The sequence below is a fragment of the Flavobacterium sp. IB48 genome (genome assembly GCF_016405855.1).
Taxonomy (GTDB): Bacteria; Bacteroidota; Bacteroidia; order Flavobacteriales; family Flavobacteriaceae; genus Flavobacterium; species Flavobacterium ginsengisoli.
Window position 1 is genome coordinate 545,138 of record NZ_JAEFCA010000002.1, and the last position, 13,787, is coordinate 558,924.

Here is a 13,787-nt window from a genome sequence, read left to right on the forward strand (position 1 = left end):
ACTATTATGCTGTTAGTGTCTGCAAAATACTTTGCGCTTCGTATTTTATGATAGCATTTGTTGTTTGGGCAGCCAGTTGCGCTACTTGCGGAACTTTTTGCGATAATTTCAGTTCTTTTATAAGCTTTAAACCAAGTGTAATAACGGTTGTGTTTTGCGATTCAAGTAAATGCTCAATTCCTTCTGTATCGCCTATATCGTGTTTTTTAAAAGCGCCTATAATATTCAGTTGCATCCAATCGTCTATAGGATCAGAATGTTGCACCAAATACTGGATGCTTTGAGTTCCCTCAAGTTTTATGCAAGCATTTATGGCAACAATTTTTAATGTTTTATTTCTGGCTTTAGAACAAATAATAATTTGATCAAACGCTTCTTTAATATTAAATTCTGCCAATTCTGTAATTCCTTTACATTTTACTTCCCACCTTAAGCTTTTGAGCTTTTTAAACGAAGATTTTATCAATCCAGAATCCTCATAAAACCGTTCCAATTTCTCGGCATAAATACCTTCATAGTTTTTATGCAGATTGATTAGAGATTCTGTCAAAACTTCTCTAAAAAAAGACGTGTCAAAAAGCACTAGAAAATTCTTGTCTTCTTTAATTTTTGAAAAAGGAATATTGCCAAAAATAATATCCGACATTACTTTATCGATTACTGTACTGTATTCTTTAGTGAGTCGTTCCTTTTTTATTTTATTGTTTCTGCTTGCTACAATAATAAGATATAAGATAAATGATGCCGTTACAAACAAGTAAATGGAAAACGTGAGAAAAGGTACTTCCCAACCTCCGCTTTTATATAAATCCCAGATCTCTTCCATCTTAAAAACGTTTCGTTACAATTAACTGCACATTAAACTTATTTCGATATTCTCCTGGTGTATATTCTTCATATTCGTAAAGGAAAATCGGACGCACAAAAAACGAATCGCCAAAACGGTGCTGATATTGAATTCCTACTCTATACGCTTTTAGAGGCTGTGTAAAATTATTGTAGAGATACAAATACGGAACATTTCCGTATTGCAATTCCAGTCTTACAAGACGCTCTTTTTCTTCGTTTACACGCTGAACGCTTAAAACATGAGAAAATAATTCATTCGAAATATCGTAGTAAGGCCTGTAAGCAAAAGTATAAATCCCTGCATTATAAGCAACTTGACCAGTAAGCAATGTAATATTGTCTGTCTCAAAATGCATATATCTTCCTCCAAGCGAAAAATCGAACTTTTTCTGTGGCTTAAAATAGTATTCTAAACCTCCTTTGGCTACAGGAAATATGGTTTCTCCTGTAGAAACTCCTGCATTTGCATACAAATAACTTTTGTTTGAAAAGGTCTGATAAAAATCGGTTTCAAATAACATTTGAGTGTCGCCACTTATGTTTCCGATATTGGCTCTCCCAACAATTGCCGATTTGCTAAATTTATGCGAATACTCAACATATCCATAATGAAATGGCTGCTGTCCCGGATCTGAAGTCGAAATATTTAGGTAAGAAGCCGAAACTGTATTTTTTGCTTTACGTCCAATAAGTGTGCGTATTCCGCTAAAGGCTTGAGTACTATTATCTATATAAGATGCTTTATCTATTAAATCTAATGCTTCCTGATCGCGATTTAGTTTTTCTAAACAAGTCGCTTTAATCTTCAATACCTCTACCGATTTTGGGTCAATCTCTAAATACTTATCACAATACAAAATACATTTTTCATAATTTTCTGTCCAGAAATAAACATTTACAAGTGCTTGTAAAGCTTCAGGATTCGGATTATTTCTATCTGCCATTGGAGACAAAATCTTTATGGCAGTTTTATATTCTTTTTTCCAACTATAAATACGTCCTGTGTAGGTTTGTATATCTTCATTTTCAGGATATTTGGCACGCAAAGGTTCGATAAGCGATAATGCTTTATCAAAATTTTCTTTTTCGACTTCGCGTTTAACATTTGCCAAAGTCTCATCTATATTGATTTCTTGTGCGAATGCAACAGAAGAAATAAAAACCAGGAAAATAGAATAATATATAAACTTCATTAGATTCGGGTTTTTAGTAATTTATTAATCCTCACTAAAAGTACAGCTGGACTTACAGGCTTTGCAATAAATTCATTTGCTCCAATGTCAAAAGAATCAAGCTCTGTCTGCTCCACACCTGAAGAGGTTAATATAATTACGGGAATATCAGATTTAAGGTTTTCTCGCACGTGTTGCGTAATTTCCATTCCGCTAACACCCGGCATGTTTATATCAGTCAATATTAAATCATAGTTTTCTTTTTCGATCGCTTCAAGCGCTTCTTTTCCATCAGAAAACTGGTCAATGCTAAATCCTTTGGACTCTAAGAAAAAAGATAACGATTTGCGTAGGATATCATTATCTTCGGCTACAATAATTCTCATTTTTTATTTTTTTTATCTTGGGGACAATTTAAATTATAACGTCTTATATAGTAAAGCTATTGTATATTTCCTTTATATCATAGCTCTTTTAAAATTTTAACGACTTCTTCAATTCCGCAGTGAAAAATATTTACTTTATCTAATGTTTCTGCTGTAAATTCGCCAGATGACGCTTCTTCTTCGATAATCGACAAACAATTGCTTAAATCTTGCAGCATAAAAATATCCATGCTTGATTTCATATTATGTGCCAATTTTTTTACGCTGTCGTAATCTGTATTTTTAAAGGCTTCTTCTAACTGTGCCGACTGACTTGGAATCTTTTCAATAAAAAGATTAATCATATCTTTCCTAAATTCGGCATCGCCTCCAGACATTTCATCCAAAAAAGACATATCGATAATTCTTTTATGATGTGCATCGCTATCTGGTGTCATTACCGTTTTTATGGCTTTTAAAAGTATAGACTGTTTAAATGGTTTTGGCACATAAGCATTCATTCCCACTTTGTAGCATCGCTCCTGCTCTCCTACCAAAGAATGTGCTGTCATGGCAATAATTGGTATGCTTGAATTCATTTCATTCCTGATATATTCTGTGGTTTGGTAGCCATCTTTTACAGGCATTTGCAAATCCATTAAAACCAGATCATATTCATTTTGAGACAAAAGTTCGATGCCTTCTTCACCGTTTTGGGCAATATCCAAATCGAAACCAAAATTATTAATTACGCTTTTTGCAAGCTTTTGGTTTAGAACATTGTCTTCGCAAAGCAATATTTTAAGATTTCCTAAATCATTTTTAGAAACCGTTTTTACTGTTGTTTCTTCAAAGTTTGATTTTTTGTACGAAAGCGTAAAGAAAAACTCCGAACCGCGATTTAGAGTACTTTTTACGTGAACTTCTCCTTTTTGAAGTTCTACTAATTGTTTTACAATATTCAGTCCGAGTCCGGTACCGCCAAATGTTCTTGTTGTACTTTCTTCGCCTTGTGTAAAACGTTCAAAAATTGTTTCGAGTTTATCTTTTGGGATTCCGATTCCGGTATCTTTTATAGAAAACTTAAAGGAATAACTGTCTTCCGTTTCTTCTATTTTCTTTACCGAAACGGTTACTTCTCCTTCATTTGTAAACTTAAGCGCGTTGCCGATAAGGTTTACCAAGATCTGATTTAATCTGCCTTGATCGCCAACAACCAAATCTGGCAATTCGGCATCAAGAAAAAGATTAAACTCAACGTCTTTTTGTACTTTAACTTTCAGTAAACTATAAACATGTTTAAGCGTTTTCTTCAAATTAAAAGGCTCAGATTCTATAGGTAAATTTCCAGATTCAATTTTTGAAAGATCTAGAATATCATTTACAATCAGAAGCAGATTTTCGCCTGCAATCTGTACACTTCCAATATAATCGCGCTGTGTATCATCGAGTTCGGTCTGCGCAAGCAAATCTGTAAAACCAATAATCGCGTTTAAAGGCGTTCTAATTTCATGACTCATATTGGCCAAAAAACTATCTCTTGCCAAAACTGCACGTTCTGCAATTTTTCTCTGCGTGTATAATTGATGGTTTTTTGTACCTAATTCCAGCTGCGCCATTACGTGTTTTGCTACGATAGAAAGTGCATTGCGCTGATTTTCATTCAATTCCTTAACAACATGATCAACTGCGCACAAAGTTCCAATATTATAGCCATCTGGCGTGGTAAGTGGCACACCAGCATAAAAACGCACATTAAATCCGCCTGTTACATTTGGGTCGTCTTTGAATGTTTCATTAACATGAGTGTCGTTAATTTCTAGAATTTTTGTGTCTAAAATAGTGTAATTGCAAAAAGTGATTTCACGAGGAACTTCTGAAACTCCTATTCCTATTTCAGATTTAAACCATTGCCTGTTTTCATCAATAAAAGAAATATGGGCAATTGGCACACCGCAAATGTAAGCAACAAGCTTTGTAGCATCGTCAAAAGCATCATCTGGGAGCGTGTCGAGTATATTATAACGTTTTAGGGCAGCTAAACGTTGTAGTTCGTTATCTGGAATTGGATAATCTTTATTCATTTTTTCATAGAGGTAAAGGCATAAAGATAAAATAATTTAGACTAAAACCCCTGCCTTATCTCGACTTTCTTGTGAAAAATTGTTCGAGATGCCTAAATTTTTATCCGTCAAATCTTCCTTTTTTCATTTCATTACAAATTTTTTCTAGGTCATTACAAAATTGAATTGCGACTATTGGGCAGATGCTAATTTTGTTATAAAATTGCCCTGATTTTATCAACTAATCTCTTCAAAAAAGCCATTTTTCTATCTTTTTTACAAGAAAATCAAGTCATTGCGAAGAGCAAAAAATTAAAGTAAATGAAAAACTTAAGAAACAGTATTTTTTACGTTGGAGTTATCGGAGGATTTTCTCTTTTAATGTATTGGATTATTTTATTGGGAGTAAAACTAGAAACCGGCCGAAATCTTAAAATTCCAGCCTCAGATAAAACGCAATGGAGCGAATTTCTTGATTCTCTTATAAAAAACTTACATCATCCGTTAGCGCTTTTACTAGCACAAATTGTTACGATTATCTTTGTTGCCCGTATTTTTGGATGGATTTGCATTAAAATAAAACAGCCAGCCGTTATTGGAGAAATGATTGCCGGAATTGTAATGGGACCTTCTTTAATCGGAATGTATTTTCCTGAATTTTCTGCGGCTTTATTTCCAGCAGAATCTCTTGGAAATCTTCAATTCTTAAGTCAAATTGGCTTAATCCTTTTCATGTATATCGTAGGAATGGAGATCGATATGAAGATTCTTAGAAACAAAGCCCATGATGCTGTAGTTATAAGCCACGCAAGTATTATTATTCCTTTTGTTTTAGGAATGGGTCTAGCGTATTTTATATATGACGAGTTTGCCCCCGCAGATGTACAATTTACATCTTTTGGTTTGTTTGCAGGAATCGCGATGAGTATCACTGCTTTTCCGGTGCTTGCCAGAATTGTGCAAGAACGTGGCATACATAAAACAAAATTAGGGACAATTGTAATTACTTGTGCAGCAGCCGATGATATTACAGCATGGTGTATTCTAGCAGTTGTAATTGCGATTGTAAAAGCAGGTTCTTTTGGAAGCGCTTTATATACAGTTGTTTTAGCTTTAGGTTATGTTTTTTTAATGATAAAAGTAGTTCGTCCGTTCCTTAAACGAATTGGAGATCTATACGCTACAAACGAAAAATTAAGCAAACCAATTGTAGCCATTTTCTTTTTGACGCTGGTGGTTTCTTCTTATTTAACAGAAGTTATAGGAATCCACGCTTTGTTTGGAGCTTTCATTGCAGGTGCTATTATGCCTGAAAACATTAGATTTAGAAATCTCTTTATTGAGAAAGTTGAAGACGTTGCGCTTGTACTTTTATTGCCTCTATTCTTTGTTTTTACAGGTTTAAGAACCCAAATTGGTTTGTTGAATGAGCCTTATTTATGGAAAATTGCGGGATTAATTTTTGCAGTAGCCGTTGTGGGTAAATTTGTTAGCAGTATGCTTGCTGCCAAATTTGTGGGTCAAAGCTGGAAAGATAGTTTATCTATTGGAGCTCTAATGAATACAAGAGGTCTAACAGAATTGGTTGCCTTAAATATTGGTTACGATCTAGGAGTTTTAAGCCCAGAATTGTTTTCTATGTTTGTAATTATGGCGCTTGCCACAACATTTATGACAGGGCCGACATTAGATTTAATCAATTGGCTTTTTAAATCTAGTAAAGAAGAAAAAGAAGAAGATATTGCGCTAAAAAATAAGTACCGAATTTTATTGTCTTTTGACAGACCAGAATCTGGAAGAGCGTTACTTAAAGTGGCTGATGGATTAACTAACAAAAGAGCTGAAAGTTCTGAAATTACGGCAATGCACTTTCTTCCTACCGAAGAACTACATCACTACAACACAGATGTTTATGAAGACGAAAAATTTAAAGGCATTGTAGAAGAGTCTGTTGCATTAAACAGAAACATTACAACTATGTTTAAAGCTTCTTCTGATATAGACAATGAAATTGTAAATGTTGCCAATAAAAGCAAACATGATTTATTATTGGTTGGAATTGGACAATCTATTTACCAAGGAAGTTTACTAGGACGAGTGCTTGGATTTACAACCCGAATTATTAATCCTGAAAAGATATTAAATACCGTAACTGGAAAGGAAAACATTTTAGAATCTGCACCTTTTGACGATGGAACAAGACAAATTATCGCAAAATCGCATATTCCTGTTGGCGTTTTAATTGACAAGGATTTAACTGATATCAATACGATTTTCATTCCGCTATTTAACTTAAAAGATTGGGATTCTATTCAGAACTATGTTCAGAAATTCATTCAGAATATCAATGCGAGAATTGAAATTCTGGATATTGAAGGCAAAATTATGGCTGATCTGGACACAAAAGAAAAAATTAGGATGATAGAACAAGCGGCTCCAAACCAAATAACTTTGAGAAAAGAACAATCTATTGAAAAAGATTTTCTAGAACACCAAGATCTTATGCTAATTTCTATTGATGGATGGAAAAATTTGGTAGAGAATAAAAGCCCTTGGCTGGCTAATATTCCTTCTACTTTAATTCTTTCTGAAGATAAAAAATAGTGTTTGTTTTTTTGAATTTTATAGTAAAAGAACGCCCTCTAAAACAGGCGTTCTTTTTTTTGATTTAAAAAATATCTTATACTGTTATTTAAATGTCTTTTTGGGTAGCTAAGTAAAAAAATGGAAGGGCTAGTTTTAAAAATACTAACCCTAAAACCATTTATTATGAAAAAGTTTAAAAAAAACCTAACTCCTTTTTTAGTTTTTATTATTGTTATATTAATTGCCAGCTGCGGCAATGAAGAAATTGATGCAGGTCAATTAACAAGCCAAAATGCTAAAATTATTCAGGCTAAAGATTGGTTTGAAAGCTACAAATCAAATTCAGCAACCAGTAAATTGGAGGATGACGAAGTTAATAAGGCTTTCAGAAATCTCGACTACTACTGGGAAAATGCCAAAGTAATCAAACTGGGTAACAATGCTAATGGTATCACTGTACCCGTTAAAGACAATCCTGAAGACTCTGATTACAAAGGACAGAAAATGTTATATTTGTATGAATCTGACTCAAAATTCCAAGCTCTGATACAAGAGATATTTCCAGAATCAAAAGAAGACATTGATGATGAGCAAAAAAAAGAGGGCTTTCAGGATTTAACTTTTTTCAGCGGTTATATCATTACTTGGGACTTGAAAAAAGGCTTTTTAAAAGGAGCCAAATTAAAAGACGGTCTTGTCATTGCTGATGTAACAAATGTGATAATGTTTCTTGATAAAGATGGCGCGACATCTAAGATGATAGAAATGTTTGATGATAGTTCTAATTATGGTTCAGAACGTGATGACACATTACAAAAAGGTGGAGCAATTCAATTAAATAATGTTATTGTAACACAAAAAACACCCGCTCCAACTCCTAAAGATTTTAGCATTGTAGGTGCATTTGGCGGAGATGTAGGTTCAAATGGAAATTATGGAACCCCTACGGGTGGAGGAAATGCTTATGCTGGAGAAAGTGGCAGTACAAATATCGCAACCGCTCCACCTAGTTGTGAGAGTTTTAATTTTATAAAAGTTACCGGACTTTGGCAAGTAGCGATGGTTAAGAATATTAATTTTAGGGTATTAGGAATAAGTCCAAAAGGTGTTGAAATACTACATGTTGTTAGTTATCCGCAAGCAATTTACTTTGGTACTCCTACAAATGTAAAGATTGGTAACACAAATATAACAGCAAGGATTGCAGCAAATACCTCGGCACGAATTCTTCAAAAAACTATGCAAGAAGTTGTCGATAAATATGGTGGTATAGATGTCTCAGACTTGACACTTGATTTATATTTTAGAGAGAGATTAGAAAACAATTATCAACTCTCAATACCAGGAGCGAGAGTCAAATTTAATTCAACCGAAAACATACCTGCAACTAACTATAAAACAAACACATGGACTGCAGGAAACTGTAATTAAAATCGATTAATTATGATAGAAGAAGTTTTAAAAAATTTAGTATATCTTATTTATCCCAAAAATATATGTGCTTATACAGAAAAAGAAAAGTATTTCAGTTGTGAGGAATACAAAAGATTAAATAAAATCATAAGTGATTTTGAAATAGGTAATGGAAAGATTTTTAGAAAAGACATTCTCAAAGAATTTGAAGAGGACTATACCTTAAAAGCTTTTCAAGATCTTTCGTTATTAGACGGTGGCGATAGATGTATGACATTTAACATCACTATTATTGAAAATGGTGAGTTATATACAATTTCACTATTTATGAGCGTCATAATTCCTTATTATGTTGTCAAAGTGCAAAAGAACATAATTGAATTATGGTTTTCCAAAGAAAGAATTGCTGAATTAGAGGAAGAAAATATGGAAACAAGAAAATTGAAAGAACTAGTTTTCGAAATTGAAACCATAATCGAGAATAAGTTTCTATACAATAAATTTCCAGACAATTTTATAGATTTTGTTATTAGTGATATTAGTTTTGAGGATTCAATGTTTGGTCATTTTACTTTGTATAATGCCTTTTTTAATAATGTAACAATTAGAGCGAAAAATGAAAATTAATTTTTTAAGTTTTTTTACGATTGGTTCTTTACTCCTTATTTTCTTGTACTTTATGGACTACAATTTTAATTTTTGCATTGGTAATACATTTTATATTGTGAGTTATTTTATTCCTATATTTTTTCTCTTTTTAATAGGATGTCTTTTTTATTTGGTATTTTTCTTCAAAATGAAGAGCAAGGAATAATAATCTATAATGATTCTTTTAATAATGGAAATACTAAGTAGAAATTATTTATTTTTTACAATTGATTACAGAGAAAAACACTTTTTATAGTAAAGATAGCGTTTCTTTTAGAGGTGCTATTTTGTTTCTATTTCATTTGAAACTTACTGGTATTTTCAACCGCAGTGAACTTGGTTTAGAAACAGAACTTGAAAGCAACCCCGAGGTTTTCCTTTTGCTAAATGTAGAAAAAGAATATCGAGATTACATAACGGCTTACTTAGCAGAATACATAAAAAATACTTACGCTAAAGTTTAAGAATTTGATTGAGCTCAAGTTTTGTATTTCCTGATGGAAGTGCTTTTGGAGCTTTTACTAATTTTTCTGCTAGAAATGCTGTAGTGATTGGTTTTAGGTTTTTGAAAAGCCCGATGGCGTTAAAGAATTTTATCACTTTTATTGAAATTTTTTCTCCTAAACGATCTGTATTTTCGCGAATAAGCGGTCCTGGTCTAAAAATGATGTATTGTGAAAAATTTAGCTCTTGAAGATGATCTTCTAACTTTCCTTTCATCATCGAATAAAATACACTGCTTTTGGCTGAAGCTCCATACGAAGAAACCAAAACCAAAGATTGCACTTCATTTTTTCGTGCAGCAGAAGCGAAATCGGCTGGAATATCATAATCGATTTTCCATTGTTTTTCTTTTGATCCTGCGTCTTTTAAAGTTGTTCCCAAACATGAAAAAAGAACATCACCCGTAATTAATTCCTGAAACGAATTTACATCTGAAAAATCAACTATATGTTCTGTCAACTTTGAATGTGATTTTCCTGTTGAACGTCTCACAAAAATTGAAACTTCTGAATAATCAGCACTTTCCAAAAGCAGTTTGACCAATTCTTTTCCCGTTGCGCCTGTTACGCCAATTACCAATGCTTTCATAATAAAAGATTTTAAAAGTAAATATACTCATCTTTTTAATTGAAAAAACCTCTTTACAACTAAGCAAAGAGGTTTTCTTTAAATATTTTAAAACTTATTTTTTAATAAATTTATGAGTATAATTGGCTTTATCAGTTACAATATTAACGATGTAAAAACCTTTGGCAAAATTACTTACATCGATTTGATTATTGTTTAATCTGGCATTAATAGTTCTTCCTGTCGCATCATAAACAACAGTATCTACGATTTCATCTTCTGTACTGATATTTAGATAATCTGCAACTGGATTTGGATAAATAGACAATTGCACTTTCGTAAATTCGTCTCTTCCTAAAGTCGACGTATCAACCAAAATCGATTTTTCAATTACTTTTCCGTTAGAATTAAAACTAATCACAACCGTGGCAGTTCCTTTTTCCTTAGGAGTTAATATCAATTCTTCATTAGCATTAATTTCTGCCGAAACAATATTTTCATCACTATTAGATTTTATCGCTTTTACAATCGCTACTGATAAGTTGTCTTCGTCTGAAACCACCGTTTTTAAATCGATAAGAGTTGTACTAACCGTTGAAAGTTTTGAAGGTAAAATCGAATTTACAACTGGCTCTGCATTATCAGGAAATACAGCCATAGATGGAAACCAATAATAGTCGTTCAAAACTTTTGTGTCTATTAATTTTCCAGTATTATCAAAAGTGTGAATCCAGTTTTTCTGATAATGTGCTCCAAATCCGCTCTCTGTTGTATTTACAATTAAGTTGCCCGAAACTGGATCAATGCGTAATCCTGCACCATACACAATTTGCTTGTAAGTTCCTGTTTGCCCAGGAAGTGTCGCAAAATTTTCATTGAATATTTTGGTGTCAATATCAAATCTTACAATTTGAGCTCCTGCAACAAAACTGCTTACATTATTATTCCAATACAACGCATTTTCTTTATTGCTATAAGTAAAACTTCCTGCGTTCCAAGCTCCCCAAGAACCTAAATATTTAGTCGTAGGAATGGCATATTCAGTCGTGTCAAAAGTCAGCGGATCAATACTTATCAATTTCTGATTCTGAATTCCCCAAACACTTCCGTCTTTAGCCTGCGCAACTGAATGGAACACTCCAGAAATGGTCTTTATTATAGTATTGGTTTTAGGATCAATTACAAAAATTCCGGCATTTTGTTTTACAGCAAAAACATATTGAGAAGTACGAATCATGTTTCCTATTTGTCCAGCATACTGACTTCCTCCGCCAGTTCCATTGACCAAATTCCCTACTTTCATATTCACAATATCAAAAAGAAAAATACCATTAGAAGCACCTATGTAACCTGTTTTCTCATCAACACCAATAAAAGAGCGGCCATCTCCTCCTCCAATATCGTCAAATGCTGCAATTTTTTTCATGGTTAAAGCATCAGCAACAACCAACCTTCCGCCAGGCTTATATTGTGTATCTCCTGAATCTTGAGCCTGTTTAGAAACAAAATAAAACTTATCCCCGTAAATAGTTCCATATTGTGTAGTCGCTCCAAAAGTATTGTTATCATTCGCTTCGCTGTAAACGCGATAATTAATATTTCCGTTATTATCAATAAAATTTACAGATCCGTTTGTGTGTCCATACCAATCTTCATTTACCATAAAATAGCCTTTGGTAAAATCTATTGTTTTAGAATAAGGAGTAACTGGAGTAAAAGTTGCAGCAATATCAAACATTTCCATATTGGGATTAAAATTCCAAACATCCCAAGAACCGTTTTGCAATTCACGAGTAGAAGCTCCTACACCAGAATAGCCATAATCACTTTCTGTCGAATCTTTAACCCAATACGACCAATATCCTGTATACCATCCTGACTGCCAATGATCATCTGGATCGATGCCTGTATAAGAATCAAAATCATATTCTGTAGTATTTACTATACCGTCAAAAGGATACAAAGGATAAGTTTTATTTCCATCCTTATAAAGTCCGTTTGTTCCCGTTCCATTCAAATCGAAGCCAAATCCTGCAATTGCAGATCCGAATTGTGTTCCTTGATAAAGCAATGTAAAGAAACGGGGATCAGCCTTTGCAATAGCTTTAATCATGTCTTCTCCAGTTGCAGTTCCATCCCATTTAAAACCCCAAACCAAAGCATCAGAAGTTTTGCCATCGTTCCATTGCACAACAAATGCCGCTTGATTAGCGCCTGTTCCTACCCAAAATTGGATATCGTCAAAAGTGGTGGCATTGGCGCTTTTTGCTGTTACTTTTTTTTGCGCAACTGTTTTTAATTTAGCATCATTTCTAGGAACGCCTTGTACTGTTATTTGCGCATTGGTTATAAATGCAAAAAATAACAAGATTATTATAAAGTAGTTTTTCTTCATAATTTATTGGTTTTAAAATATAGTGTTAGTTAAGATGTAAGTCGTAAGCTCCCGAAACTTCTGTAGAAACTTCTCCAAGCCAACCCGCTTCCTGATTAATTGCTGTATAGACTTTTACAAAATCAATTCCTGGAAGTTTGACATATTTTCCGTTTTTATCTACCGCCCAAGAAATATCAATATTAGATGCTTCGTCATTATTTGGTGCATTATCTGCATATCCAAATTCAAACGATTTGCCAACCCAATACGAGCCTTCGCCACTCTGATCATAGAAATTGTCTGCTATTTTAGTTCCTTTTAAAGTATAAGAAGCATCTGTAATCCAAAGCGGATAATAACTTTGATCGTGAAATACATTTTGAACTTTATATCCAGATTTCCCTTCATTGTCCTGCCATTTAATGTATTCTGTATCAAATTGCCAAAACTCAGTTCCAGTAACTGGCGATTTAGCAGCATCTGGCTTAAAATAAGTGATCTCGTAATTTTTTATTGTCGTATTTTTAAAGTACTCGCTTCCTGCAATTTCGTACCATTCATCATCATCTGGTTTTCCATTTTTATTTTTGTCATAAGCGACCATAATAATTCCAGGTTCGCAAGATCCCGAGCGTGCTTCGTTGGCTTCATTTCCCCAAAAAGCATTTCCTAAAATCTTGAAATCACGGCCATCCATATTGGGAATCGTATGATCGAAACCAAAAACTACATAACCGCCAAAACCTCCCAGTGAAACCAATGAAGTATTCGAACCTACAATTGCTTTTTTCGCAGCTGCAATCATATTGGCTTGAGTATTTCCTGATGTATATTCTGGAATTCCGTTTGTGAACTGGCCAACTGCGGGACGAAAATCAAGGACATTAAAAATATATTTGCTATAAGTTCCCGTTTCTTTTACTACATTAATAGAAGAAGTATAGACTTTTACTTCTCCACTAATCTCTACTTTTAAAGTCAGCGGATAATTTTTCTGGAACGGACTAATAAAATCCAAATCTGTGTTTTCTGAAATAATCGAATCTTTAATACTCCAAGTCAGTTTTGCTCCGCTTGGTAGCGCTGTTGCAATATTTAACACTTTAAAACGATCAATTGTGTAGGATTCTTTGAGGACTTCGGCGGGAAGCAAATCTTCCTCTCGGTCGTCTTTATCGCAGGCCACAAATCCCAAAAAGAGAATTGAAAATAGAGCGATTTTAAAAAGGTTTCTGTTCATTTT

11 protein-coding genes are annotated in these 13,787 nt (G+C 33.5%); 4 read left to right on the forward strand and 7 right to left on the reverse strand.

Annotation, left to right across the window (positions count from 1 at the left end; translation table 11 throughout):
- Positions 1-4 precede the first annotated feature (4 nt).
- From JC605_RS09450 to JC605_RS09465, 4 genes are all read right to left on the reverse strand, one after another.
- A complete protein-coding gene (locus JC605_RS09450) occupies positions 5-826 on the reverse strand; it encodes a hypothetical protein (protein WP_198855930.1) in 822 nt (273 codons plus the stop codon).
- 1 nt (position 827) lies between these two features.
- Positions 828-2,042, reverse strand: a complete 1,215-nt coding sequence (locus JC605_RS09455; protein ID WP_198855931.1) for a YaiO family outer membrane beta-barrel protein — start codon at positions 2,040-2,042, stop codon at positions 828-830.
- Positions 2,042-2,407: a response regulator transcription factor gene (locus JC605_RS09460; RefSeq protein ID WP_111423610.1), complete on the reverse strand. Its 366-nt coding sequence runs from the start codon at positions 2,405-2,407 to the stop codon at positions 2,042-2,044. The genes JC605_RS09455 and JC605_RS09460 overlap by 1 nt, the downstream gene beginning before the upstream one ends.
- A 77-nt stretch (positions 2,408-2,484) precedes the next feature.
- On the reverse strand, positions 2,485-4,470 hold the full coding sequence (locus JC605_RS09465) for a GAF domain-containing hybrid sensor histidine kinase/response regulator (protein WP_198855932.1): 1,986 nt from the start codon (positions 4,468-4,470) through the stop codon (positions 2,485-2,487).
- 300 nt (positions 4,471-4,770) lie between these two features.
- Here JC605_RS09465 and JC605_RS09470 point away from each other — a divergent pair, with 300 nt between their 5' ends.
- From JC605_RS09470 to JC605_RS09485, 4 genes are all read left to right on the forward strand, one after another.
- A complete protein-coding gene (locus tag JC605_RS09470) occupies positions 4,771-7,053 on the forward strand; it encodes a cation:proton antiporter (RefSeq protein WP_198855933.1) in 2,283 nt (760 codons plus the stop codon).
- Positions 7,054-7,173: 120 nt separating this feature from the next.
- Positions 7,174-8,466, forward strand: a complete 1,293-nt coding sequence (locus tag JC605_RS09475) for a hypothetical protein (protein WP_198855934.1) — start codon at positions 7,174-7,176, stop codon at positions 8,464-8,466.
- Positions 8,467-8,478: 12 nt separating this feature from the next.
- A complete protein-coding gene (locus tag JC605_RS09480) occupies positions 8,479-9,075 on the forward strand; it encodes a hypothetical protein (protein WP_198855935.1) in 597 nt (198 codons plus the stop codon).
- Between the two features lie 248 nt (positions 9,076-9,323).
- The gene (locus tag JC605_RS09485; protein ID WP_198855936.1) at positions 9,324-9,560 is read left to right on the forward strand and encodes a hypothetical protein; all 237 of its coding nucleotides are present in this window, start codon (positions 9,324-9,326) and stop codon (positions 9,558-9,560) included.
- Here JC605_RS09485 and JC605_RS09490 read toward each other — a convergent pair.
- From JC605_RS09490 to JC605_RS09500, 3 genes are all read right to left on the reverse strand, one after another.
- Positions 9,550-10,188, reverse strand: coding sequence for an NAD(P)H-binding protein (locus JC605_RS09490; RefSeq protein ID WP_198855937.1), 639 nt, complete (start codon positions 10,186-10,188; stop codon positions 9,550-9,552). The genes JC605_RS09485 and JC605_RS09490 overlap by 11 nt on opposite strands.
- A gap of 94 nt (positions 10,189-10,282) precedes the next feature.
- Positions 10,283-12,562: a DUF5074 domain-containing protein gene (locus JC605_RS09495; RefSeq protein WP_198855938.1), complete on the reverse strand. Its 2,280-nt coding sequence runs from the start codon at positions 12,560-12,562 to the stop codon at positions 10,283-10,285.
- 25 nt (positions 12,563-12,587) lie between these two features.
- Entirely contained in the window at positions 12,588-13,784 is a 1,197-nt protein-coding gene (locus JC605_RS09500; protein WP_198855939.1) for a cell surface protein, read from the reverse strand.
- Positions 13,785-13,787: the final 3 nt, after the last annotated feature.

Coding starts and splice junctions, on each gene's coding strand:
- JC605_RS09450 (WP_198855930.1), bottom strand. CDS start 826: ATGGAAGAGATCTGGGATTTATATAAAAGCGGAGGTTGGGAAGTACCT.
- JC605_RS09455 (WP_198855931.1), bottom strand. CDS start 2,042: ATGAAGTTTATATATTATTCTATTTTCCTGGTTTTTATTTCTTCTGTT.
- JC605_RS09460 (WP_111423610.1), bottom strand. CDS start 2,407: ATGAGAATTATTGTAGCCGAAGATAATGATATCCTACGCAAATCGTTA.
- JC605_RS09465 (WP_198855932.1), bottom strand. CDS start 4,470: ATGAATAAAGATTATCCAATTCCAGATAACGAACTACAACGTTTAGCT.
- JC605_RS09470 (WP_198855933.1), top strand. CDS start 4,771: ATGAAAAACTTAAGAAACAGTATTTTTTACGTTGGAGTTATCGGAGGA.
- JC605_RS09475 (WP_198855934.1), top strand. CDS start 7,174: ATGGAAGGGCTAGTTTTAAAAATACTAACCCTAAAACCATTTATTATG.
- JC605_RS09480 (WP_198855935.1), top strand. CDS start 8,479: ATGATAGAAGAAGTTTTAAAAAATTTAGTATATCTTATTTATCCCAAA.
- JC605_RS09490 (WP_198855937.1), bottom strand. CDS start 10,188: ATGAAAGCATTGGTAATTGGCGTAACAGGCGCAACGGGAAAAGAATTG.
- JC605_RS09495 (WP_198855938.1), bottom strand. CDS start 12,562: ATGAAGAAAAACTACTTTATAATAATCTTGTTATTTTTTGCATTTATA.
- JC605_RS09500 (WP_198855939.1), bottom strand. CDS start 13,784: ATGAACAGAAACCTTTTTAAAATCGCTCTATTTTCAATTCTCTTTTTG.